Genomic DNA, 22,559 nt, shown 5'->3' with positions numbered 1-22,559 from the left:
AAAACATGAGCGATAACATTCGACTGTCGGTGAAGGGCGTCAACAAGCGCTTCGGCGGTTTGCAGGCACTGTCCGACGTCGGCCTGGAAATCAAGGCCGGCCAGATTTATGGTCTGATCGGCCCGAACGGCGCCGGCAAGACAACGTTCTTCAACGTGATCACGGGCCTGTACACGCCTGACTCGGGCGACTTCAAGCTCGACGGCCAGAACTACACGCCGACCGCGGTGTATCAGGTGGCGAAGGCGGGCATTGCCCGTACGTTCCAGAACATCCGTCTCTTTGGCGGCATGACCGCTCTGGAAAACGTGATGGTCGGCCGGCACGTACGCACGAAACACGGCTTGCTGGGCGCGGTGTTCCAGACGCCGGCCGAGCGCAAGGAAGAGCGCGAGATCAAGGAACGCGCGATCGAACTGCTGGAGTACGTCGGCATTGCGCAGTACGCGGACTACACGTCGCGCAATCTGTCGTACGGCCACCAGCGCCGCCTCGAAATTGCGCGTGCGCTTGCAACCGATCCGAAGCTGCTCGCGCTCGACGAACCCGCCGCCGGCATGAACGCAACGGAAAAGGTCGAACTCACGCGACTGCTCGACAAGATCCGCGCCGACGGCAAGACGATCCTGCTGATCGAGCACGACGTGAAGCTCGTGATGGGTCTGTGCAACCAGATGACGGTGCTCGACTACGGCAAGGTGATTGCGCAAGGACTGCCGCAAGACGTGCAGAAGGATCCGAAGGTGATCGAAGCTTATCTGGGTGCAGGAGTCCACTGATGTCCACGACGCAAGCAATGTTGAAAATCAAGGGCCTGCAGGTCAATTACGGCGGCATCCAGGCAGTGAAGGGCATCGACCTCGAGGTCGGCCAGGGCGAGCTGGTCACGCTGATCGGCGCGAACGGTGCGGGCAAGACCACGACGATGAAGGCGATCACCGGGCTCAAGCCGTATGCCGCAGGCGACATCGAGTACATGGGTCAGTCGATCAAGGGCGTGCCGCCGCATGAGCTTCTGAAGCGCGGCCTCGCGATGGTGCCGGAAGGCCGCGGTATCTTCGCGCGCATGTCGATCGTCGAGAACATGCAGATGGGTGCGTATCTGCGCAGCGACAACGACGGCATCAAGGCCGACGTCGACCGCATGTTCGGTTTCTTTCCGCGTCTGAAAGAACGCGCCACACAATACGCGGGCACGCTCTCGGGCGGCGAACAGCAGATGCTGGCCATGGCGCGCGCGATCATCTCGCGTCCCAAACTGCTGCTGCTCGACGAACCGTCGATGGGCTTGTCGCCGATCATGGTCGAGAAGATCTTCGAAGTGGTGCGCGCAATTTCGGCTGAAGGCATGACCGTGCTGCTCGTCGAGCAGAACGCGCGTCTCGCGTTGCAGGCGGCGAACCGCGGCTATGTGATGGACTCGGGTCTCGTCACGATGTCGGGTGATGCGAAGCAGATGCTGGACGATCCGAAGGTCCGGGCGGCTTATCTGGGTGAATAAGCTGGGTGAATGAGTTGGGTAAGTAGCCCCTCAAGCTGAACCACCGATGAAAAAAGGCCGCATGCGTGAGTCAAACGCATGCGGCCTTTCTCTTTTTACGACGCATGAAGCGCCTGCAAACTAAACCGGCGGCGAGTCCGCCAACTCACCAAGACGTTTGCCGAAACTGACCACCGCATCCGCGCGATAACCCAGCGCCTCGTAAAACGCGCGGACGTCGCTCTTTGCGGACAACACCTGCAGGTTCAGCTTCGGACAGCCCAAAGCCGTCAACGCGTCTTCGACGTGTGCGACCAGACGCGAGCCGATGCCATGTCGCCGCACCGACTCGTCCACCGCGAGCGAATAAAGCCAGCCGCGATGACCGTCGTAGCCGCCCATCACCGTGCCAACCACTCGCTCACCGAGCACCGCTACAAAGAACAGCTCGGGCTGCGTCGCGAGCTTGTTCGCAATCGACAGATGCGGGTTGCGCTGCGGCTTCGTCACGTCCCTGTATTCCGGGAAGGCCTGCTGCCACAGCGCGACCACGGCGTCGGTGTCGCTCGCGTCGAAGCGGCGGATAGAGAGTGTTGCGGTCGCGGTCGTCGTCATACGCGTTCTGTGCAATTACAGCGTGTCGAGGATCGAACGCAGCATCGCCATCATCTGGTCGATCTCTTCGTTCGTGACGTTCAGCGCAGGCATGAAGCGCAGCAGGTTCGGACGCGCAGCGTTCAGCAGGAGGCCGTCGGGCTGCATGTCACGCGCCTTTTCGACGATCTGGTTGCCGATGTCCTTACCGAGCAGCAGTGCACGCAACAGACCTTCGCCGCGCTCTCCCTTGAAACCGCGCTCTTCCGACAACTCGAGCAGTTTCGCGCGCAAATACTCGCCGCGAGCACGCACGCCTTCGAGGAAGCCCGGCGCGGTGAGTTGCGAGATCACCGAGTAACCGACCGCGGTCATCAACGGATTGCCGTTGTACGTGCCGCCCTGGTCGCCTGCTTCGAACACGGCGACTTCGGCTTTCGCGAGTAGCGCCGCGAGCGGCACGCCACCGCCAATACCCTTGCCGAGCGTCATGATGTCCGGCTCGATGCCCGACAGCTCATACGCGAACAGCGTGCCGGCACGGCCGCAGCCGCTTTGCACTTCGTCGACGATCAGCAGCACATTGTGCTTGCGCGTCAGCTCACGCAGTTGCTGCATGAATTCGCGCGTTGCCGGAATCACGCCGCCTTCGCCCTGGATCGGTTCGAGCATCACCGCGACCGTCTTCGCGTTGATGAGCTTTTCCACCGACGCGATGTCGTTCAGATCCGCTTTCGGGAAGCCGGGCACTTGCGGCGCGTAGATCGTGTCCCAGCCCGGCTTGCCGCTTGCCGACATCGTGGCGAGCGTGCGGCCGTGGAAGCTGTGATCGAACGTGATGATTTCGAATGCGCCGTCCTTGAATTTCTTGCCCCACTTGCGCGCCAGCTTGATCGCGCCTTCGTTCGCTTCGGCACCGCTGTTCGCGAAGAACACCTTGTCGAAGCAGCTATGTTGCGTGAGCAGCGCCGCGAGCTTCGCCATCGGCTCGTTGTAGAAAGCCGGCGACGGATTGAAGAGCAGCTTCGCCTGCTGGTTCAGCGCTTCGATCATGCCTTCGTTGCAATGACCGAGGCAATTGACCGCCCAGCCCTGAATGAAGTCCAGATATCGCTTGCCGTTGTTGTCGTAGAGCCACGAGCCCTTGCCGTGCGTGAAAACGATTTCGGGCCGGTTGGTGATGTACATCAGCGACTCGATCGGATATTCATTGAAATTCATGACGGCAGGCTCCAGACAGCGGGTAAGAGGTGGATAAGGCGTTGGCGCACGTCAGCCGATGAGCAAACGGGCCGGAAAAACAAAAAAGCCACGGCATGCCGTGGCTTTCATGATTCGAACAGCTTGCGCTTTGTTGTAGCGCGAATCCGTGACGAAGCCGGCGGCGTCCCTAGGGAAGCGGCGAGCGGCGACGTCGAAGTTCGGATTGGATGCGGTTCATGCGCGAAAGAATACGACAATAAAAGCGCTGGTGTAAACCTTGAATTTGCACGAATTCATCGCGATGGGCGCGTCTGGCAGTTTTTGCGCGCCTGTCTTCATGCTGACATGTTGTCTCAGGCACGGCTCGCACGTTGTTGCGAGCGGGCCGTTTCTTTCAGCGGGCTTCGAGTTAAACCGCGTTCGCCAGGTCAGCGGCGCTCGTGAACGAGTCCGCGTAGAACTCGTCTTCGGGCAGGCTGTGATGTTGCGTGAAATCGCGCTGTGCCGACTCGACCATGACCGGCGCGCCGCACGCATATACCTGATACGCGGACAGGTCGGGAAGGTCTTCGATCACTGCCCGATGCACGAAGCCGACACGGCCGGTCCACGCATCGCTCGCGTCTGGCTCCGAAAGCACCGGCACGAACTTGAAGTTCGGAATTTCGCGCGCCCATTGTTCGGCCAGTTCGAGCAGATACAGATCTTTCTTGCGACGCGCGCCCCAGTACAACGTCATCGGGCGGTTCAGGTTCTTGAACACCGCATGTTCGACGATTGCCTTCAATGGCGCGAAGCCGGTGCCCGAGGCAAGCAGCACGATCGGCTTGTCCGACTCTTCGCGCAGGAAGAACGTGCCGAGCGGCGCTTCGAAGCGCAGGATATCGCGCTCCTTCATGGCGTTGAACACGTGGTCGGTGAACGCGCCGCCGGGCATGTGGCGAATGTGCAATTCGATCGGGCCTTCGACGTGCGGCGCATTCGCCATCGAATAGCTGCGGCGCTTGCCGTCCTTCAGAATGAATTCGAGGTATTGGCCGGCAAGATATTGCAGACGTTCGTTAGCGGGCAATTGCAGCTTGAGCACGACGACGTCGTCGGCCTTGCGCTCGATCGCATTCACACGGCACGGCAGTTTCTTTACCTGCACGTCGCCCACACCTGCCACTTCGCGGATATCGATCTCGAGATCGGAGCACGCCGTTGCGCAGCAGAAGAGCGCCATGCCGCGCGTTTTTTCTTCGTTCGACAAAGCCGACGACGAATGCGCGCGCTGTTCCACCTGGCCGCTGACCACAGCGCCTTTGCACGAACCGCACGCGCCGTTCTTGCAGCCGTACGGCAGACCGATGCCTTGACGCAAGGCGGCGTTCAGCACCGGCTCGTCCTGTTCTACCTGAAACTGCCGGCCGCTTTGCCGGAGCGTGACGTTGAATGCCATAAAGTTTTCGAAGTCGAAAAGTCGGTAATCGTTAAACGGAGGGGCGGGGCACGCAAAGCCGGGATCGTCGGAGCCAGCGGTATTGTCGCCCCGCGCCCCGCGAGCTTGACGGCTACAATGCGTGCACCATGAAAGCCACACAAAACTTCCGCCGTCCGCGCGTGCTGATCGTAGGTTGCGGCGATGTCGGCATGCGCTGCGTACCGCTGTTGCACCGCGCTCACGTCTTTGCACTGACAAGCCATGCGGAGCGCACCGCCGAGTTGCGTGCCGCGGGCGTTTCGCCGCTGGTCGGCGATCTCGACGAACGCCGCAGCCTGAAACGGCTCGCGGGCCTCGCACCCACGGTGCTGCATCTCGCGCCGCCGCAGAAAACCGGCGACGACGACCGCCGCACTCGCGCGTTGCTATCAGCTCTTGCGATGCGCCGCGCTCGCGCGGTGTCAGGCACGCATGGGACCCGCGCCACCGTCGCGCCGGTCGGGCGCTTGCGCCGCGCGCGCGCTTCATGGGCACAAGCACGGCCACTCCCGGAACCAGCCGATATTGTACCCGACGGCCTTCGCCGCGCCGCCGCTTCACGCGCGCCGCTGCGCTTCGTGTATGCAAGCACGACAGGCGTCTATGGCGATTGCGGCGGGGCGTGGATCGACGAGACGCGCGTCACTGAACCCGCCAATGCGCGTGCGAAACGCCGCGTGTCGGCCGAGCAGCAATTGCGACGCGCGACGGCTCGCGGGTCGATTGCCGCGAGCATCGCGCGGATTCCGGGCATTTATGCAGCCAATCGCCTGCCGCTCGCGCGGCTTGAAAAACGCACGCCGGCGCTCGTCGATGCCGACGACGTCTACACCAACCACATTCATGCGGACGACCTCGCCGCGATCCTCGTGCGCCTCGCCACTCATGGCAGGCCGGCGCGCGTGATCCACGCGTCCGACGACTCGTCGCTGAAAATGGGTGAGTACTTCGATCTCGTCGCCGACACGTTCGGTTTGGCACGTGCGCCGCGCATCACGCGGGCTCAGGCTGAAGAGCAGATCGAGCCGACCTTGCTGTCGTTCATGCGCGAGTCGAGACGGCTCGTGAACCGCCGCCTGAAAGAAGAGCTAGGTGTACGCCTGCGCTATCCGAGCGTCGAAGATTTTTTGCGTGAAGCGGCAGGCGCTGGGGAAGTGAGTAAAGACGCGCCGTGAAGGCCCGGCAGAGGTATCTCGATGCCTTAAAAGCCCGGCGCCGCAGCGGCAAAGAAATTCCGCCGGACATCGGCCGGACAACTTCGTTAAGCGTCGCCGCGCGGCACACCACAGCACCGCATAGCAGCGCGCCTCGTGCCTCAGGTCAGCGCGGGCAGTGCTTCGAGCAGCAGGAAACACAACATCCCGCCGATCAATGCGCCGATCAGATTCGGATCGTATTTGTGCCGCGACCGCATGGCGATCAGCAGTCCGCCGATCACCAGCAACCCGACACACACGAACGCCGGCAACACGTACGAGAGCATGACTCCGTTATGGACGATCATGGCCGCTCCTTGAACTCTTTGTAGTCTTTGTTTAAACGAGTATAGGGCGCGGCCTGATGAAGAGCATGCTGCAGCGCAGCGTCGATTGCATGCACGGTCGCGCGAATGTGCGCCTGCGCACAGGGCTTTCCTAATCTTGTCAGATGGTTGCGCGCGACCTACCGGTTTACCCGCTCCGTAAAGATCCGAGGTCGGTTTCGTCGAGCCATTGCCACGCGCCCGGTGCAAGGGTCGCAGGCAAAGCGAGTCCGCCGACGCGCTCGCGATGCAGCGCTTCGCAACGGTTGCCGGCCGCCGCGATCATCCGCTTGACCTGGTGATACTTGCCTTCCATCACGGTGAGCGCCAACGTGTGCTCGCCGCGTGCATTGGCCGCGACCGCCGCGACCGGCTTCGACTCGCCGTGCAATAACACGCCATGGCGCAGCGCGCTCAACTGCGCGTCGTCGATCGCATGACGGGTTGTCGCGACATACACCTTCGGGACTTTGCGTTTGGGCGACGTGAACATGTGGACGAACTTGCCGTCGTCGGAGAGCAGCAGCAAGCCGGTGGTGTCCTGGTCGAGCCGGCCGACGCATTGCACGCCCCGCCCGGCGAACTGCGGCGGCAGCAGACTGAATACGCTCAGATGATGCTGCGGATCGCGCGAGCACTCGTAGCCGGCCGGCTTGTTGAGCAGCAGATACGCGCGCTCCCGGTACGGCCAGACCACGCCGTCGACGCTGAAGCAGAACGAAGCATCGTCAGTCGGGAAATCGGCGTCGGCGTCGGTGCACAGCGTTCCGCCGATGCTCACGCGAGCGTCGTTTATCAGCGCGCGGCATTGGCGGCGCGAGCCGAAGCCCTGGGTGAAGAGAATGCTTTCGAGATTCATGGCGAGCGAAGAATAACACCGCAAGAAGCGAGGCGTCCCGCGATGCGTTCGCGGCCACGATGGTCGCTCCTGTTTCGTTGCCGGAGCCATCGATGCACGCCTCGCCGTCTTCAACCCGTGTCCGTTTGCCGGCCGCTTTCCAGCGGCTCGCGTGGTCTAACCTCGTCGCGCAATCCGCCGAGCAGATCAGCCTCGCCGCCGCGCCGCTCGTCGCCGTGTTCGCGCTCGGCGCCGACGCACGCGGCACGGGACTTCTGCAGACAGCGCAGACATTGCCTTTCCTGCTGCTGTCGATCCCGCTCGGCGTATGGGCCGACCGCCGCTCGCGCCGCACCTTGATGGCGCTCGCCGAGAGTGTGCGCGTCGTCGCCATGCTATGCGTGCTCCTGCTGCTGATGACCCATGCGCTCAGCCTGCCGTTGCTCGCCGCGCTCGGCTTCGTGGCCGCGACTGGCACAGTGGCCTACAACGTCGCGGCGCCTTCGCTCGTGCCGTCGCTAGTCTCGCGCGAAGCGTACGCCAGCGCGAACGGCCGTCTGGAACTTGCGCGCAGTGTCGCGTATTCGGCTGGGCCAGCGCTGGGCGGCCTGCTGGTCGGCTGGATCGGCGCTGGATGGGCATACGGCTGCGCGGCCGCATTGTCCGCGCTCGCGGTGGGCTTGCTCGCGGGACTGCGCGAACCGTCGCGCGCGGCGACGCCTGCGCGTCACTTCATGCTGGAGTTGCGCGAGGGTACGCGCTTCGTATTGCGCGATTCACTGCTGCTTCCCATGCTCGCGACCGCCGTCTTTTTCAACCTCGGCTTCTTCGTGCTGCAAGCGGTGTATGTGCCGTACGCAGTGCATCGTCTGGGACTGAGCGCCTCGGCGGTAGGCATCACGCTGGGTGCGTATGGCGTCGGCATGGTGTGCGGTGCGTTGGCCGCACCCGCCGTCGCGCGACGCCTCGCGTTCGGCCGTGTGCTCCTGATCGGCCCGTCGTGCGGGCTGCTCGCGTCGCTCGTGATGGTGGGGACGCTCGTCGCGCCGTCGTTCTGGCTTGCGCTGCTCAGTTTCTTTCTGCTCGGCGCCGGACCGATCCTGTGGGTGGTCGGCTCGACCACGCTGCGCCAGGCCATCACGCCGCAACGGATGATGGGCCGCGTCTCCGCGCTGAACAGCACCGCGACCTATGGCGCGCGGCCGGCGGGCGCACTGCTCGGCGCGGCGATCAGCGCGCGCTGGAACATGGACGCCTGCCTGATCGCCGCCGCAGCGGCCTTTTTCGTGCAGGCGTCGATCATCGCGATGTCGCCTGCGGCGCGGCTCGCGCGCATTCCCGACGAACGCGTCACAGCTTGCTGAAGATCAACTTCATTGCACGATGAGCGCCAGGGCAAACCCCCAAAAAATGAAAATGAATTTTTTCTCGGACCAATTCCATGTAAATATACTTTCATCCAATTTGCTTACACCCTCTACGCACTGCCGCGCTGACACGCCGCTTCGCTCGCATGATTCATCAACCGTCCGTTGCATCCAATCCGGCCGAGCAGGCCATCGCTGCGCGCATCGAGGCGGCCATGCCTACGCTCACGCCGATTCATCGGCGCATGGGCGAGTACGTGCTGGCCAATCTGTTCCGCGCGGCCACCATGCGAATCGACGAACTGGCGAGCGTGGTCGGCGCGTCGGTTGCGACCGCGAATCGCTTTGCCCGCGCGCTCGGTTTCGACGGCTATCCGCAGTTCCGTGAGGCGCTCGTGCGCGGCTTCGAGGCGACGCTCGCGCCGGTCGAACGTCTGCGCAGCGCGCAGGAGTCGCTCGCTGCGGGCGATGACGTGGTCGACGCGTCGCTCGAACAGGCTGCCAACAACCTGCACCTGACCCGCACGGCGATCGACAGCGCCGCCGCCGAGGCCGCGGTCGAAGCGATCCTCGCCGCGCGGCGTGTGTTCGTGCTCGGCGCGGGTACGAGCGCGTTCCTGGCCGGGCTGATGGAGCACGGCCTGATGGCGTATCACGACAACGTGCAATCGCTCGCGTTCATCGGCGGACCGTCGCATGCGGCGCGGCGCCTGTTCAACTGCGGCAAGGGCGATCTCGTGATCGGCATTGCGTTTCCACGTTATGTCGACGACACCATCGAACTTGCGCGCCGGGCGGCAACTCGCGGCGCGCGCGTGCTGGCGCTGACCGACGGACCGCGCTCGCCGCTCGCGCAATTCGCCGATCTCTCGTTATACGTGCGCTCTGAACGCCGCCTCGCGGCGAACGCGGATGCCGCTGTTCTTGCTGTGATCGAAGCGCTATGCGACGCGGTCGCTTATCGGGCGAAGCGCTCGGTGAAGGCAGCCGCCGACGTTACCGAGTTCGTATTGCCATGGCTCACCGATCCGCTGTCCGCATCCGCGAGTGGGGCGGGTGAAGCCGTGCGCGAACCGGCGCGCACTGCGCGTACGTCAGTAGGCGCAGTACCGAACCCTCGCACCACCCAGGCAAAATCTAAACTCAAACGATGAACGACAACGCAGTCATTGCCATTCATGGCGGCGCGGGCACGATCCTGCGCGCGTCGCTGTCGGCCAGTGCCGAAGCCGAATACCACGCCGCTCTGCACGCGGTGCTCGCCGCCGGCCAACGCGTGCTTGCAGACGGCGGCAGCGCGCTCGACGCAGTCAGCGAGGCAGTGCGATTGCTCGAAGACTGCCCGCTATTCAACGCGGGCCGGGGTGCGGTCTACACGGCAGCGGGCACGCATGAACTCGACGCGGCGATCATGGACGGCAGCACGCTCGAGGCCGGTGCGATCTGCTGTGTGAAGCGCGTGCGCAATCCGGTTCTGGCCGCGCGCCGCGTGCTCGAGCGCAGCGAACATGTGCTCTTCACCGGCGAAGGCGCGGAAAGTTTCGCGGCCGCGCAGGGACTCGAATTCGTCGAACCGCAGTACTTCGATACGGAAGCGCGTCATCGTCAATGGCTGCTCGCGCGCGATCAGCAGCGCGCAATGCTCGATCACGACGGCGCGTCGCTCGCCTCGTCGGCATCGGCTACAGACAACAGCGATCCCGTGCCGCACGAGCCGATCGATCCGAATCGCAAGTTCGGTACTGTCGGCGCGGTCGCACTCGACAGGCACGGCCACGTTGCGGCGGCGACGTCGACGGGCGGCGTCACCAACAAGCAGGTCGGGCGCGTGGGCGATACGCCGCTGATCGGCGCGGGCTGCTATGCGGACGACGCAACCTGCGCGGTCTCGACCACCGGCTCGGGCGAAATGTTCATGCGCATGGTCGCGGCTTACGACGTCGCCGCGCAAATGGCCTACCGCAACGTGTCGTTGCAGGAAGCCGCGCACGACGTCGTGATAAACCGCCTGCCGAAGATCGACGGCCGCGGCGGCCTGATCGCCGTCGACGCACTCGGCAATATCGCGTTGCCGTTCAATACCGAGGGTATGTACCGCGGTTTCGCGCGTATTGGCGAGGCGCCGACGACGGCGATCTACCGTTAGTTCGTTACCCTGAACATTGCTGAAGACCGCTAGCGCGTTCGAATTAAAAGGAATCATTGTGCCGACTTCATCGCACACCGCCAGCCCGCTTACCGAAAACCTGCCGACGCAACGCGTGCTCGCAGTCGACAACCTGTCGGTCGCGTTTCGCAGCGGCGAGACCACCTTCAACGCGGTGCGCAATCTGTCGCTGACGGTCGAGCGCGGCGAGACATTGGCGATAGTAGGCGAATCGGGTTCAGGCAAATCAGTGACATCGCTCGCGTTGATGCGGCTGATCGAGCATGGCGGTGGGCGCCTTGCCGGCGGCAGCATCGCATTCCGGCGCCGCGACGGCAGCGTGCTCGACCTCGCGAAAGCGTCGTCCGGCACGATGCGCTCGATTCGCGGCGCCGACATCGCGATGATTTTTCAGGAGCCGATGACCTCGCTCAACCCAGTCTTTACGGTGGGCGACCAGATCAGTGAGGCGATCTCGCTGCATCAGGGCAAGAGCCGCTCGGCGGCCTTCGCGGAAACGCTGCGACTGCTCGAACTCGTGCGCATTCCCGAGGCGCGGCGCGTGGCGGCGCGGTTTCCGCATCAACTGTCGGGCGGAATGCGCCAGCGCGTAATGATCGCGATGGCGCTGTCGTGCAAGCCCGCGTTGCTGATCGCGGACGAACCGACCACCGCGCTCGACGTGACCATTCAGGCGCAGATCCTGCAACTGATTCGCGGCTTGCAGGACGAGATGAACATGGGCGTGATCTTCATCACGCACGACATGGGCGTGGTCGCCGAAGTGGCGGACCGCGTGCTGGTGATGTATCGCGGCGAGAAGGTGGAAGAGGGTGTGTCGGACGTGCTCTTCGCGGCGCCGTCGCATCCTTATACGAAGGCGTTGCTCGCCGCCGTGCCGCGTTTGGGCGCAATGCAAGGCACCGATCAACCCGCGAAATTTCCGATCCTGACGGTCGAGCAGGCGGGCGCGAGCGGTGCCGATGAACCCGTGCGCCCGGCAGCCGCCGTCGCGAAGGAAGCGCAACCGCATGTCGACGAAAGCACGCCGCCGATTCTGCGCGTGCGCGATCTGGTCACGCGCTTTCCGGTCAGGACCGGGCTTTTTGGCCGCCTGACGGGCCGCGTGCATGCAGTCGAAAAAGTCAGTTTCGATCTGCGGCCCGGTGAAACGCTCGCGCTAGTCGGCGAGTCGGGCTGCGGCAAATCGACCACGGGCCGCTCGCTGTTGCGGCTCGTGGAAAGTCAGAGCGGTTCGATCGAGTTCGACGGCAAGGAAATCAGCTCGCTCACAGGACCTGCGTTGCAGGCACTGCGTCGCGATATCCAGTTTATTTTTCAGGACCCGTTTGCGTCGCTCAACCCGCGGCTGACGGTTGGCTTCTCGATCATGGAGCCGCTCCTCGTGCACGGCGTCGCGCAAGGCGCCGAGGCGCAGGCGCGGGTCGCGTGGCTGCTCGAAAAAGTGGGCTTGCCGCCCGAAGCCGCGCGCCGTTACCCGCATGAATTTTCCGGCGGCCAGCGGCAACGCATCGCGATTGCGCGCGCGCTCGCGTTGAATCCGAAAGTCGTGATTGCCGACGAATCCGTTTCTGCTCTCGACGTCTCCGTGCAGGCGCAGATCGTCAATCTGATGCTCGATCTGCAGCGCGAGCTCGGCGTCGCGTATCTGTTCATCTCGCACGATATGGCGGTGGTGGAGCGCGTCAGTCATCGCGTTGCAGTGATGTACCTCGGCCAGATCGTCGAGATCGGTCCGCGCCGCGCAGTGTTCGAAGCGCCGCAGCATCCGTACACGAGAAAGCTGATGGGCGCGGTGCCCGTTGCCGATCCCGCGCGACGTCACGCGAAACGGATGCTCGCCGCCGATGAGATCCCGAGCCCGATCCGCTCATTGAACGATGAACCGGCCGTGGCGCCGCTCGTCGCCGTGGGGCCGGGTCACTTCGTCGCACAACATCGCGTCGGCGGCGCGTATTGAACGGCAACAAAGCCAGACAACAAGCCGGACAAAAAGCCCGATGCAGCAACCTAAAACAACGTAAAGCAACCTAAAGCAACTTAAAGCAAATCGTCCCGCAGCAACTTAAACCATTTCATTTTCGCAGCCTGGAGCACACTCATGAACCTGCCGGTCCCGTCTTCCACGTTCCGTTTGCGCGCGCTGATCAGCGGCGGCGCGGTAATGTTCGCGATGCTCGCGGGCAATATGGCGCACGCCGAAACCACCGCGGTGATGGCCGTCGCCTCGACCTTTACCACGCTCGATCCGTACGATGCGAACGACACGCTGTCGCAAGCCGTAGCGAAGTCGTTCTACCAGGGGCTCTTCGGCTTCGACAAGGACATGAAGCTCGTCAACGTGCTCGCCGATAGCTACGAAGCGAGCCCGGACGCGCGCGTCTACACCTTCAAGCTGCGCCACGGCGTGAAGTTCCAGGACGGTACCGACTTCAATGCCGCCGCAGTCAAAGCGAACTTCGACCGGGTGACGGATCCGGCGAACAAGCTGAAGCGTTACAACATGTTCAACCGCATCGAGAAGACGGAAGTGGTCGATCCGTACACGGTGAAGATCACGCTGAAGGCGCCGTTCTCGGCCTTCGTCAACGTGCTTGCGCATCCGTCGGCGGTGATGATTTCGCCGGACGCGCTGAAGAAGTACGGCAAGGACATTGCGTTCCATCCGGTCGGCACGGGCCCGTTCGAATTCGTGAAGTGGGACCCGGCAGGTGACCTGACGGTGAAAAAGTTCGGCGGCTACTGGAAGAAGGGCTATCCGAAGGTCGACGCGATCGACTGGAAGCCGGTGGTCGACAACAACACGCGCGCCGCGCTGATGCGCACGGGCGAAGCCGACTTCGCGTTCCAGGTGCCGTTCGAGCAGGCCGCGCAATTGCAGTCGAGCCCGAAGGTCGATCTGATCGCGTCGCCGTCGATCATTCAGCGCTACATCAGCCTGAACATGAATCAGAAGCCGTTCGACAATCCGAAGGTGCGCGAGGCGCTGAACTACGCGGTCAACAAGGAGGCGCTGACCAAGGTCGTGTTCGCCGGATACGCAACGCCTGCCGACGGCGTCGTGCCGCAGGGCGTGGACTATGCGGTGAAGCTCGGGCCCTGGCCGTATGATCCCGCGAAAGCTCGCGCGTTGCTGAAGGAAGCGGGTTACCCGAACGGTTTCGAAACCACGCTGTGGTCCGCGTATAACTACTCGACTGCGCAGAAGGTCATTCAGTTCGTGCAGCAGCAACTGGCGCAAGTCGGCATCAAGGCTCAGGTCGAAGCGCTCGAAGCCGGCCAGCGCGTAGCCAAGGTAGAAAGCGCCCAAGACGCGGCGACCGCGCCGGTGCGCATGTACTACGCGGGCTGGTCGTCGTCCACAGGCGAAGCCGACTGGGCGATCACGCCGCTGCTCGCGTCGGTCTCGTTCCCGCCGAAGATGGTCAATACCGCTTACTACAAGAACGATACGGTCGACGGCGACCTGAAGCAGGCGCTCGAAACCACGGATCGCACGCAGAAGGCCGCGCTTTACACGGACGCGCAAAAACGCATCTGGGCCGACGCGCCGTGGATTTTCCTCGTCAAGGAAAAGGTCGTGTATGCGCGCAGCAAGCGTCTGTCGGGTGCTTATGTCGCGCCGGACGGCTCGTTCAATTTCGACGAGATCGCGGTCAAGTGATGATTTGACCTTGCGGCGCTGCCTGTTGCATCAGGACACGCAGCGTCGCGCGCCGTATCGCTGCCCTACATGACACCTCGTTGCCCGCTTCATTGCCGGATTGAGCTTCAATGCTGAACTTCCTCGTCAAACGTCTCTTTGGCTTGCTACCAACGCTCTTTATCGTCGCGGTGCTGGTCTTTCTGTTCGTGCATCTGTTGCCGGGCGATCCGGCGCGGCTCGCCGCCGGTCCCGATGCCGACGAAGCGACCGTCGCACTGGTGCGCGCCGACCTCGGACTCGACAAGCCGATGCCGCAGCAGTTCGCGCACTTCTTCGTGAAGATCGCGCACGGCGATTTCGGCACGTCCACGCGCAGCAAGCGGCCCGTTAGCCAGGAGATCGGCGAGCGTTTCATGCCGACGCTGCTGCTCACGCTCGCAAGCATGGTGTGGGCGGTCGTGATGGGCATGGGCATCGGCATCGTGTCGGCGGTGTGGCGTAACCGCTGGCCTGACCGGCTCGGCATGACGCTCGCGGTGTCGGGTATTTCCTTTCCCGCATTTGCACTCGGCATGCTGCTGATGGAGATTTTCTCGGTGAAGCTCGGCTGGCTGCCCATTGTCGGCGACGGCTCGTGGCAGAGCTACATACTGCCTTCGCTCACCCTTGGTGCGGCTGTCGCCGCGGTGATGGCGCGCTTCACGCGCGCATCGTTCGTCGAAGTGATGAACGAGGACTTCGTGCGCACCGCACGCGCGAAGGGCGTGCCCGAGCGGCTCGTGATCGTCAAACACTGTCTGCGTAACGCAATGATCCCCGTCGTCACGATGATGGGTCTTCAATTCGGCTTTCTGCTCGGCGGCTCGATCGTGGTCGAGGTCGTGTTCAACTGGCCGGGCCTCGGGCGCTTGCTGGTGGATGCGGTGTCGATGCGCGACTATCCGGTGATTCAGGCCGAGGTGCTGCTGTTCTCGCTCGAATTCATCATCATCAATCTGGTCGTCGACGTGCTGTACGCCGTGATCAATCCGACCATCCGTTTCAAGTGAGGCCTGCATGAGCACGACAGCCACCGGGCCCGATGCGGCCAAACCTTCTGGCGCAGAGCGCGCGATCCGCACGCCATGGAGCGAGTTCTGGCGCAAGTTTCGCAAGCAGCACGTCGCGCTCGCGGCGGGTATTTTCGTGTTGCTGCTGGTCGTGATCGCGATTGCGGCGCCGCATATCGTGCCCTACGACCCTGAGAATTTCTTCGACTACGACGCGTTGAATGCGGGGCCTTCAGCCGCGCACTGGTTCGGCGTGGATTCATTGGGCCGCGATATTTTCAGCCGTATTCTCGCGGGCTCACGCATTTCACTCGAAGCCGGCTTTTTGTCCGTAGCCATCGGCGCGGTGATCGGCACATTCTTCGGGCTGCTCGCGGGCTACTACGAAGGCTGGTGGGATCGCATCACCATGCGCGTGGCCGACGTGCTGTTCGCTTTCCCCGGCATTCTGCTTGCAATCGGTGTGGTCGCGATTCTCGGCAACGGCATGATCAACGTGATCTGCGCGGTGGCGATCTTCAGCATTCCAGCCTTCGCGCGGCTCGTGCGCGGCAATACGCTGATGCTCAAGCAGCTAACGTATATCGAAGCGGCGCGTAGCATTGGCGCATCGGATTGGACCATTATCGTGCGTCATATCTTGCCGGGCACGATCTCGTCGGTGGTCGTGTACTTCACGATGCGTATCGGCACCTCGATCATCACCGCCGCTAGTCTGTCGTTTCTCGGACTGGGCGCTCAACCGCCAACGCCCGAGTGGGGCGCAATGCTCAACGAAGCACGCGCGGATATGGTCACGGCTCCGCATATCGCGCTGTTTCCGAGTCTCGCGATCTTCCTGACCGTGCTCGCGTTCAATCTGCTGGGTGACGGCTTGCGCGATGCGCTCGACCCGAAGCTCGATCGCCCATGAGTTCGACGCAGTTGCCGGGTTTGCACAACTTGCCGGATGTGCCGCATATCGGCGAGTTGCAGTGCGGCCCGCTGGGCACGATTGCCGACGTGCATGGCGTGAGCGTCGGACACTGCACGCTCGATGAAGGTGCGCTACAAACCGGCGTGACCGTGATTCGTCCGCATGCGGGTGATCCGTTTGTCGACAAGGTGCCGGCGGCGGCGTCGGTAATCAATGGATTTGGCAAGAGCGTGGGCCTCGTGCAGGTGGAAGAACTGGGCACGCTCGAAACGCCTATCGCGCTGACCAATACTTTCGGCGTGGGTGCTGTGGCGCAGGCGCAGATTCGCGCGGCCATACGCGCCAATCCGGGCATCGGCCGCGAGTGGCCGACCGTTAATCCGCTGGTGTTCGAATGCAACGACGGATACCTGAACGATATCCAGGCGTTAGCCATCGGCGAGCAGCACTTCAATGAGGCATACGACGCGACGAGTACGCTCGTTGCGAGCGGGTCGGTCGGAGCGGGGCGCGGCATGTCGTGCTTCGATCTGAAGGGCGGCATTGGCAACGCTTCGCGTGTGGTGCGGATCGGTCAACGTGAATACACAGTGGGCGCGCTCGTGCTCGCCAACTTCGGCCGTTTGCCGATGCTGATTGTCGACGGAACTCCGCTCGGGCGAATTCTTGCCGGGCGTGCGGCAACAGAGAAGGCGGAATCGGCTGGCAAACGTGCGGACGTCGCGAAGCCCGAGCAAGGCTCGATCATCATGGTCGTCGCAACCGATGCACCGCTCGACGCGCGTCAACTCAAGCGCCTTTCTTTGCGCGCGGCCGCGGGTCTTGCGCGCACGGGTTCCGTCTATGGTCACGGTAGCGGCGATATTGCGCTCGCTTTTTCAACCGCCTATACGGTGCCGCATATCGCCGAATTCATCGCGCTCCCGCCTCTGCTCGCCGATCAACACATGGACCCGCTCTTTCGCGCCTGCGCCGACAGCGTCGAACAGGCGATTCTCGATGCGTTGTGGAGCGCGGAGTCCGTGACCGGCCGCGACGGGCATCGACGTTTATCACTGGGCGAGAGCGCTCCCGATCTCGCGCATTTACTGAAAAGAAAGTCCTGATGAAAGTCCTTATTTCCGCCGACATCGAAGGGATTGCCGGCGTGTTTCATCCCGAACAAACGCGCGCGGGCAACGGCGAATACGAAGCTGCGCGCCGCTGGATGACGCTCGAAGCGAACGCGGCGATTGAAGGTGCGTTCGCCGGCGGCGCGACTCAAGTGTGGGTCAACGATTCGCACGGCGGGTTCCGCAATCTGCTGCCCGACCTGCTCGACCCGCGAGCTCAGGTGGTGCTCGGCAAGCCGCGCACGCTCGGCATGATGGCTGGTCTGGAATACGGCGCCGCGCTGGTCTTCATGATCGGGTATCACGCAATGTCGCAAACGCGCGGCATCCTCGCGCACACCATCAACAGTTTCGCGTTTGCACGCGTGTCGCTGAACGGGGAAGAGGTGGGCGAGGCGGGGCTCTACGGCGCGCTGGCGGAAGAATATGGCGCACAGGTAGCGCTTTTATCCGGCGACGACGTTTTCGCCGACGAAACCGCGCCGCGCTTTCCCGGCGCGCGCTTTGTCGTGACGAAGAGTGCGACCGGACACGCGAGCGGCGTCACGCAGTCGCCGGCCAGCGCTCGCGCAGCTATCGAAAGCGCTGCACGCGAGGTGGTGCAGCAGCATCTCGCCAACGGTCACCCTTCGCAAGCAACACGCGGCGCGACCAAGCCTGTCGAGTGCGAATTGCGCGTGCAGACAAGCGCGCTAGCCGATCTGTTTTGCCAGTGGCCGACTATCACGCGTGTCGATGCCGTCACATTGCGCTTTGGCGCGGAATCGGCTGAACATGCGGTGCGCATGCTCAACTGTTTATCCGCGATGTCGTTCATGCTGCGCTAGCGTTTGCGTTCTGCATCTTGCGTCTTGCATTTGCGTTTGCGTTGCAGGACGCGCCGCGAGTCATTGAACGGCTGTACTACTGCTGCCTGCTCAATTCGCGCGCGGCACGGTCTATCACGTCGGCAATCGCGCCCGCATGCGACACCGGCGCGAGATGGCTCGACGCCATCGGCACGATCTTCGCGCCCATCCGCTCCGCCATGAATCTTTCGACGTCCGGCGACACTGCGCGGTCTTTTGTCGTCACCACGTACCACGACGGCTTCTCTTTCCACGCGACCTGGCTCACCGTTTCGCCGAAAGCCTTGGCGGCGATCGGTACTTGCGCGGCGGACAACACACGCGTCAGATTTTCGGGGACGTCGGCGGCGAAGTCGGCGTGGTATTTGCTGCGGTCCAACCACAGAAAACCGCTCGCGTCCTTGATGATGCTCTGACCCGAGGGCATGGGCGCGCCGCGCTTCAGCAGGTCCATTGTCGACTCGTGCAGATCGGGCGCGATTGCCGCGATGTACACGAGCCCCGCGACGTTCGGCGCATTCGCCCCCGCTTCGGTAATCACGACGCCGCCCCATGAGTGGCCGACGAGCATCGTCGGGCCTTCCTGGCGAGCAAGCACGCGACGTGTCGCGGCGACGTCGTCGGCGAGCGAGGTCAGCGGGTTTTGCACCGAACTCACGTGATAGCCTTTCTGCTGCAATTTCGCGACGACGCCGTTCCAGCTCGAGCCGTCGACGAACGCGCCGTGAACCAGCACGACATTGCGCACCGGCCCTGTCATCGTCGCGATGGCGGGCTTGGCGGCCGAGGCTGTAGCTGGCGCCCCGGAGGCGCCGGAAGGCACCGTAGAGGGGCTGGCTTCGGCTGCCGGCGGAGCAACCGGCTCGGCGGACTGGGCGGGTTCGGGCGTGCGCTCCGCGGCCGGTGCCGCAGGTGCCGTGTTCTGTGCGACGTTTTGCGCAAAGACGCCGAGGCTTTCGAAACCGAGACAAAGGACCGCGGCGCAAAACAGGTGTTTGGGCGACATGTTGCATCTCCTCAGGCATCGAACCCGACTACGGCAACATACAGAAGCGACGCGGCAGTGACAACCGCTATCCTCCCGTGCCGGTGCGGTGCGAAACAAAGCGCGGGTTGGTACCAGTATTTGGGCAATATCGGCCGAGGTAAAATTTTCGGTTCTGCCGGGGCGGACCACAAGTCCGGTCGGGCGATCGAAATCCATACACTGGGGCGCAATTTGGACAATGCACTACAGCAAGACGGCTTGAAGCGCGGGCTGAAGAACCGCCACATCCAGCTCATCGCATTGGGCGGCGCGATCGGCACGGGACTCTTTCTCGGCTCGGCAAGCGTACTGCAGGCCGCGGGCCCTTCGATGATTCTCGGCTATGCAATTGGCGGTGTCATCGCGTTCATGATCATGCGGCAGTTGGGCGAAATGGTCGCGCAGGAACCCGTGGCCGGCTCGTTCAGCCATTTCGCGTACAAGTATTGGGGCGACTTTCCTGGCTTTCTGTCTGGCTGGAACTACTGGGTGCTGTACGTGCTCGTCAGCATGGCCGAATTGACGGCGGTCGGCACATACGTTCATTACTGGTGGCCAGGCGTGCCGACGTGGGTGTCGGCGCTGGTGTGCTTCGCGGGCATCAACGCGATCAACCTCGCGAACGTCAAGGCGTACGGCGAGACGGAATTCTGGTTCGCGATCATCAAGGTCGTCGCGGTCATCGGCATGATCCTGTTCGGCGGCTATCTGCTCGTCAGCGGGCATGGCGGCCCGCAGGCGTCGATCAGCAATCTCTGGAGTCACGGCGGATTTTTCCCGCATGGGTTCCACGGACTCTTCACGATGCTCGCGGTCATCATGTTTTCGTTCGGCGGGCTGGAGCTGATCGGCATCACCGCGGCGGAAGCTGACGAGCCGCAAAAGAGCATTCCGAAGGCCGTGAATCAGGTCATCTACCGGATCCTGATTTTTTATATCTGCTCGCTCGCGGTGCTGCTGTCGCTGTATCCGTGGAACGAAGTCGCGGCCGGCGGCAGCCCGTTCGTGATGATCTTTTCGCAGATCGGTTCGACGCTGACCGCCAACGTGCTGAACGTCGTGGTGCTGACCGCGGCGCTGTCCGTGTACAACAGCGGCGTCTATGCGAATAGCCGCATGCTGTACGGTCTCGCGGAACAGGGCAATGCGCCCCGTGCACTGATGAAGGTCGACCGGCGCGGTGTGCCGTATATGGCGATCGGCTTATCGGCGCTGGCCACGTTCACCTGCGTGATCGTCAACTATCTGATTCCCGCCGAGGCGCTCGGCTTGCTGATGGCGCTTGTCGTCGCTGCACTCGTGCTGAACTGGGCGCTGATCAGCCTGACGCATCTGAAGTCGCGCCGGGCGATGGTCGCAGCGGGCGAGACACTGGTCTTCAAGTCGTTCTGGTTTCCCGTCAGCAACTGGATCTGCCTCGCGTTCATGGCGCTGATCCTCGTGATTCTCGCGATGACCCCTGGCCTGTCGGTTTCCGTGCTGCTCGTGCCTGTGTGGCTCGTGGTGATGTGGGCGGGTTATGCGTTCAAGCGTCGTCGCGCGGCGGCGCATGTTGCCGCGCGGGTGGTGGGACGCTAGGAGGATGAGGCGAGCACGGCGAGAGCCGTGCTCGCCCAAAAGCAAAAACCCGCGAAGCGTTTGGCTTGCGCGGGTTGGCGATACATCTTGCGGCTGACTTACCGCTGATTTCGTGCTGACTACGAAAATGTTTGGTGCCCAGGGCCGGAATCGAACCGGCACGCCTTGCGGCGGGGGATTTTGAGTCCCCTGCGTCTACCAATTTCACCACCTGGGCAGATCTTGCAGCGCACGCGCGAGATGCTGGCGCGTCGCGAAGACGCAGATTATGGCCGAAAATTCGACGACGGGCAAGCCGGTTGCAGCCGCCGCCCGCCATGCCGTCAAACAGTGCGCGAGAAACGTTCGAGCGTCTGTTGGCCGAGATAGCGGTCGAACACCATTGCGATGTTGCGCACGAGCATGCGCCCGGCCGTCTGAACTTCCAGCTTGCGCTCGGTCAACGACACGAGGCCGTCCCGCTCGAAGCCGCGCAAGCGGTCGAGTTCGAGCTCGAACGTATCGGCGAAGCGGATGCCGTACATCGCTTCGAATTCGTCGAACCGCAATTCCAGATTGCACATCAACTGGGTGATGATGTCGCGGCGTAGACGGTCGTCGGCGGTGAGGCGGACACCGCGTGCAATTGCCAGCTTGCCGGCGCTGATCGCCGCGCCATACGCGGGCAGGTCTTTCGCGTTCTGCGCGTAGACGTCGCCGACCTTGCCGATCGACGACGCGCCGAAGCCGATCAGGTCGCATTCGGCACGCGTGCTGTAGCCCTGGAAATTGCGGTGCAAGGTTCGCTGTGCCTGCGCGCGCGCCAGTTCGTCGGTGGGCAGCGCGAAGTGATCCATGCCGATGTAGACGTAGCCCGCCGCCGTCAGACGCTCGACTACCCGTTGCAAGATAGCGAGCCGCATTGCAGGCGAGGGCAGCGTGGCCGCGTCCATCTGACGTTGCATTTTAAAGAGCTGCGGCATATGCGCATACGCGAACACGGAGAGGCGATCAGGCGCGAGTTCGATCATCGTATCGAGCGTGCGAGTGAAGCTTTCCACCGTTTGATGCGGCAGCCCGTAGATCAGATCGACGCCGATCGAATGAAAGCCTGTATGCCTCGCGGCCTGCATGACAGAGGCGGTCATATCGAGCGGCTGAATGCGGTTGATAGCGCGCTGCACGAGCGGCTCGAAGTCCTGCACGCCGAGACTCAGTCGATTGAAGCCGAGATTGCGTAGATGCGCGATGGTCTCGGGCGAAGCCTCGCGCGGATCGACTTCGATCGAATATTCGGCTTCGTCGTCGGGCAGCAAGGTGAAGTGCTCGCGGGCCGCGCTCATCAGTTCGGCCAGTTCATCGTTCGACATGAACGTGGGCGTGCCGCCGCCCAGATGCAATTGCGATACTGGTCGGCGCGTATCGAAACACGCTGCCTGCAAGGCCATTTCGCGCTTCAGCTGTTCGAGGTAGGGGCGGGCGCGCGCGCGGTTTTTCGTCGCGATCTTGTTGCAGCCGCAGTAGAAGCAAACTGTGTCGCAGAACGGAATATGGAAGTACAGCGAGAGGTCCGCGGCCGATGCGCCGGGGTCCGCTGCGGCGCGTAAATAGTCGGCAACGGAGAAGTTGTCGCGGAACTGAAGGGCAGTGGGATAGGACGTATAGCGCGGGCCGTTCGCGCTGTACTTGGCGAGCAGATCCGGGCGAAACAGCGAATTGGCGGTGGTCATGAAGGGCTCGTTGTGATGGCCACCGGCAAAGAGGCGGGAAC

The 22,559-nt window shown here is 63.0% G+C and carries 20 protein-coding genes and 1 tRNA gene; 13 read left to right on the top strand and 8 right to left on the bottom strand.

Translation table 11 applies throughout. The annotated features are described in order from the left end of the window. Window positions 1–5: 5 nt before the first annotated feature. On the top strand, window positions 6–779 hold the full coding sequence (locus tag J2W46_RS07920; RefSeq protein WP_013340264.1) for an ABC transporter ATP-binding protein: 774 nt from the start codon (window positions 6–8) through the stop codon (window positions 777–779). Window positions 780–796: 17 nt separating this feature from the next. Beyond that, window positions 797–1,501: an ABC transporter ATP-binding protein gene (locus J2W46_RS07915; RefSeq protein WP_027804809.1), complete on the top strand. Its 705-nt coding sequence runs from the start codon at window positions 797–799 to the stop codon at window positions 1,499–1,501. 120 nt (window positions 1,502–1,621) lie between these two features. Here J2W46_RS07915 and J2W46_RS07910 read toward each other — a convergent pair whose 3' ends face one another. The 3 genes from J2W46_RS07910 to J2W46_RS07900 all read right to left on the bottom strand — a co-directional run bounded on the left by J2W46_RS07910 (window position 1,622) and on the right by J2W46_RS07900 (window position 4,718). Beyond that, window positions 1,622–2,095, bottom strand: coding sequence for a GNAT family acetyltransferase (locus J2W46_RS07910; protein WP_204522342.1), 474 nt, complete (start codon window positions 2,093–2,095; stop codon window positions 1,622–1,624). 15 nt (window positions 2,096–2,110) lie between these two features. Next, window positions 2,111–3,295: an acetylornithine transaminase gene (locus tag J2W46_RS07905; protein WP_087752873.1), complete on the bottom strand. Its 1,185-nt coding sequence runs from the start codon at window positions 3,293–3,295 to the stop codon at window positions 2,111–2,113. A gap of 391 nt (window positions 3,296–3,686) precedes the next feature. After that, on the bottom strand, window positions 3,687–4,718 hold the full coding sequence (locus J2W46_RS07900) for a CDP-6-deoxy-delta-3,4-glucoseen reductase (RefSeq protein WP_087752872.1): 1,032 nt from the start codon (window positions 4,716–4,718) through the stop codon (window positions 3,687–3,689). A 128-nt stretch (window positions 4,719–4,846) separates the two neighbouring features. On the opposite strand from J2W46_RS07900, the gene J2W46_RS07895 reads away from it, so the two are divergent. After that, window positions 4,847–5,914, top strand: a complete 1,068-nt coding sequence (locus J2W46_RS07895; protein ID WP_310352685.1) for an NAD-dependent epimerase/dehydratase family protein — start codon at window positions 4,847–4,849, stop codon at window positions 5,912–5,914. 140 nt (window positions 5,915–6,054) lie between these two features. Here the strand turns inward: J2W46_RS07895 and J2W46_RS07890 are convergent, their stop codons facing one another. Together J2W46_RS07890 and J2W46_RS07885 are read right to left on the bottom strand one after the other, a co-directional pair. Then, window positions 6,055–6,243 (bottom strand): hypothetical protein, encoded by a 189-nt coding sequence (locus J2W46_RS07890; protein WP_310352680.1) that lies wholly within the window; start codon window positions 6,241–6,243, stop codon window positions 6,055–6,057. Between the two features lie 166 nt (window positions 6,244–6,409). Beyond that, entirely contained in the window at window positions 6,410–7,120 is a 711-nt protein-coding gene (locus J2W46_RS07885; RefSeq protein ID WP_310352678.1) for a pseudouridine synthase, read from the bottom strand. Window positions 7,121–7,212: 92 nt separating this feature from the next. On the opposite strand from J2W46_RS07885, the gene J2W46_RS07880 reads away from it, so the two are divergent. The 9 genes from J2W46_RS07880 (at window position 7,213) to J2W46_RS07840 (ending at window position 18,183) form a co-directional block, all read left to right on the top strand. Beyond that, window positions 7,213–8,463: an MFS transporter gene (locus tag J2W46_RS07880; RefSeq protein WP_088175228.1), complete on the top strand. Its 1,251-nt coding sequence runs from the start codon at window positions 7,213–7,215 to the stop codon at window positions 8,461–8,463. Between the two features lie 149 nt (window positions 8,464–8,612). Next, a complete protein-coding gene (locus tag J2W46_RS07875) occupies window positions 8,613–9,620 on the top strand; it encodes a MurR/RpiR family transcriptional regulator (protein WP_020069095.1) in 1,008 nt (335 codons plus the stop codon). Next, window positions 9,617–10,612 (top strand): isoaspartyl peptidase/L-asparaginase family protein, encoded by a 996-nt coding sequence (locus J2W46_RS07870; RefSeq protein WP_310352674.1) that lies wholly within the window; start codon window positions 9,617–9,619, stop codon window positions 10,610–10,612. Before J2W46_RS07875 ends, J2W46_RS07870 begins: the two co-directional genes overlap by 4 nt. Before the next feature lie 58 nt (window positions 10,613–10,670). After that, a complete protein-coding gene (locus J2W46_RS07865; protein WP_310352672.1) occupies window positions 10,671–12,593 on the top strand; it encodes a dipeptide ABC transporter ATP-binding protein in 1,923 nt (640 codons plus the stop codon). A gap of 141 nt (window positions 12,594–12,734) precedes the next feature. Beyond that, a complete protein-coding gene (gsiB, locus tag J2W46_RS07860) occupies window positions 12,735–14,297 on the top strand; it encodes a glutathione ABC transporter substrate-binding protein GsiB (protein ID WP_088175231.1) in 1,563 nt (520 codons plus the stop codon). Window positions 14,298–14,407: 110 nt separating this feature from the next. Then, window positions 14,408–15,328 (top strand): glutathione ABC transporter permease GsiC, encoded by a 921-nt coding sequence (gene gsiC, locus J2W46_RS07855; protein ID WP_020069091.1) that lies wholly within the window; start codon window positions 14,408–14,410, stop codon window positions 15,326–15,328. Window positions 15,329–15,335: 7 nt separating this feature from the next. Further along, window positions 15,336–16,241, top strand: a complete 906-nt coding sequence (gsiD, locus tag J2W46_RS07850) for a glutathione ABC transporter permease GsiD (RefSeq protein WP_020069090.1) — start codon at window positions 15,336–15,338, stop codon at window positions 16,239–16,241. Beyond that, window positions 16,238–17,350: a DmpA family aminopeptidase gene (locus tag J2W46_RS07845; RefSeq protein ID WP_310352668.1), complete on the top strand. Its 1,113-nt coding sequence runs from the start codon at window positions 16,238–16,240 to the stop codon at window positions 17,348–17,350. The genes gsiD and J2W46_RS07845 overlap by 4 nt, the downstream gene beginning before the upstream one ends. Next, entirely contained in the window at window positions 17,350–18,183 is an 834-nt protein-coding gene (locus J2W46_RS07840; protein ID WP_310352665.1) for a M55 family metallopeptidase, read from the top strand. The genes J2W46_RS07845 and J2W46_RS07840 overlap by 1 nt, the downstream gene beginning before the upstream one ends. 76 nt (window positions 18,184–18,259) lie before the next feature. On the opposite strand, the gene J2W46_RS07835 is transcribed toward J2W46_RS07840, so the two are convergent. Further along, on the bottom strand, window positions 18,260–19,210 hold the full coding sequence (locus tag J2W46_RS07835) for an alpha/beta fold hydrolase (RefSeq protein WP_310352662.1): 951 nt from the start codon (window positions 19,208–19,210) through the stop codon (window positions 18,260–18,262). Window positions 19,211–19,423: 213 nt separating this feature from the next. On the opposite strand from J2W46_RS07835, the gene J2W46_RS07830 reads away from it, so the two are divergent. Then, window positions 19,424–20,809, top strand: coding sequence for an amino acid permease (locus J2W46_RS07830; RefSeq protein ID WP_020069086.1), 1,386 nt, complete (start codon window positions 19,424–19,426; stop codon window positions 20,807–20,809). A 132-nt stretch (window positions 20,810–20,941) separates the two neighbouring features. On the opposite strand, the gene J2W46_RS07825 is transcribed toward J2W46_RS07830, so the two are convergent. Together J2W46_RS07825 and hemN are read right to left on the bottom strand one after the other, a co-directional pair. Further along, window positions 20,942–21,026 (bottom strand) — tRNA-Leu (locus J2W46_RS07825). A 106-nt stretch (window positions 21,027–21,132) separates the two neighbouring features. Further along, window positions 21,133–22,518, bottom strand: a complete 1,386-nt coding sequence (gene hemN / locus J2W46_RS07820; protein WP_310352653.1) for an oxygen-independent coproporphyrinogen III oxidase — start codon at window positions 22,516–22,518, stop codon at window positions 21,133–21,135. Between the last annotated feature and the right edge of the window lie 41 nt (window positions 22,519–22,559).

This window comes from Paraburkholderia strydomiana (assembly GCF_031456815.1).
GTDB classification, from domain to species: Bacteria; Pseudomonadota; Gammaproteobacteria; order Burkholderiales; family Burkholderiaceae; genus Paraburkholderia; species Paraburkholderia caledonica.
The sequence above is the reverse complement of the archived record's forward strand: the minus strand, read 5'-3'. Positions and strand labels throughout refer to the sequence as shown.

Excerpts from the sequence above, each read along its gene's own strand:
- J2W46_RS07880 (WP_088175228.1), top strand. The coding sequence starts at position 7,213 with ATGCACGCCTCGCCGTCTTCAACCCGTGTCCGTTTGCCGGCCGCTTTC.
- J2W46_RS07910 (WP_204522342.1), bottom strand. The coding sequence starts at position 2,095 with ATGACGACGACCGCGACCGCAACACTCTCTATCCGCCGCTTCGACGCG.
- J2W46_RS07885 (WP_310352678.1), bottom strand. The coding sequence starts at position 7,120 with ATGAATCTCGAAAGCATTCTCTTCACCCAGGGCTTCGGCTCGCGCCGC.
- J2W46_RS07875 (WP_020069095.1), top strand. The coding sequence starts at position 8,613 with ATGATTCATCAACCGTCCGTTGCATCCAATCCGGCCGAGCAGGCCATC.
- J2W46_RS07900 (WP_087752872.1), bottom strand. The coding sequence starts at position 4,718 with ATGGCATTCAACGTCACGCTCCGGCAAAGCGGCCGGCAGTTTCAGGTA.
- J2W46_RS07915 (WP_027804809.1), top strand. The coding sequence starts at position 797 with ATGTTGAAAATCAAGGGCCTGCAGGTCAATTACGGCGGCATCCAGGCA.
- J2W46_RS07920 (WP_013340264.1), top strand. The coding sequence starts at position 6 with ATGAGCGATAACATTCGACTGTCGGTGAAGGGCGTCAACAAGCGCTTC.
- J2W46_RS07905 (WP_087752873.1), bottom strand. The coding sequence starts at position 3,295 with ATGAATTTCAATGAATATCCGATCGAGTCGCTGATGTACATCACCAAC.
- J2W46_RS07895 (WP_310352685.1), top strand. The coding sequence starts at position 4,847 with ATGAAAGCCACACAAAACTTCCGCCGTCCGCGCGTGCTGATCGTAGGT.
- J2W46_RS07890 (WP_310352680.1), bottom strand. The coding sequence starts at position 6,243 with ATGATCGTCCATAACGGAGTCATGCTCTCGTACGTGTTGCCGGCGTTC.
- J2W46_RS07840 (WP_310352665.1), top strand. The coding sequence starts at position 17,350 with ATGAAAGTCCTTATTTCCGCCGACATCGAAGGGATTGCCGGCGTGTTT.
- hemN (WP_310352653.1), bottom strand. The coding sequence starts at position 22,518 with ATGACCACCGCCAATTCGCTGTTTCGCCCGGATCTGCTCGCCAAGTAC.
- J2W46_RS07870 (WP_310352674.1), top strand. The coding sequence starts at position 9,617 with ATGAACGACAACGCAGTCATTGCCATTCATGGCGGCGCGGGCACGATC.
- gsiB (WP_088175231.1), top strand. The coding sequence starts at position 12,735 with ATGAACCTGCCGGTCCCGTCTTCCACGTTCCGTTTGCGCGCGCTGATC.
- gsiC (WP_020069091.1), top strand. The coding sequence starts at position 14,408 with ATGCTGAACTTCCTCGTCAAACGTCTCTTTGGCTTGCTACCAACGCTC.
- gsiD (WP_020069090.1), top strand. The coding sequence starts at position 15,336 with ATGAGCACGACAGCCACCGGGCCCGATGCGGCCAAACCTTCTGGCGCA.
- J2W46_RS07835 (WP_310352662.1), bottom strand. The coding sequence starts at position 19,210 with ATGTCGCCCAAACACCTGTTTTGCGCCGCGGTCCTTTGTCTCGGTTTC.
- J2W46_RS07845 (WP_310352668.1), top strand. The coding sequence starts at position 16,238 with ATGAGTTCGACGCAGTTGCCGGGTTTGCACAACTTGCCGGATGTGCCG.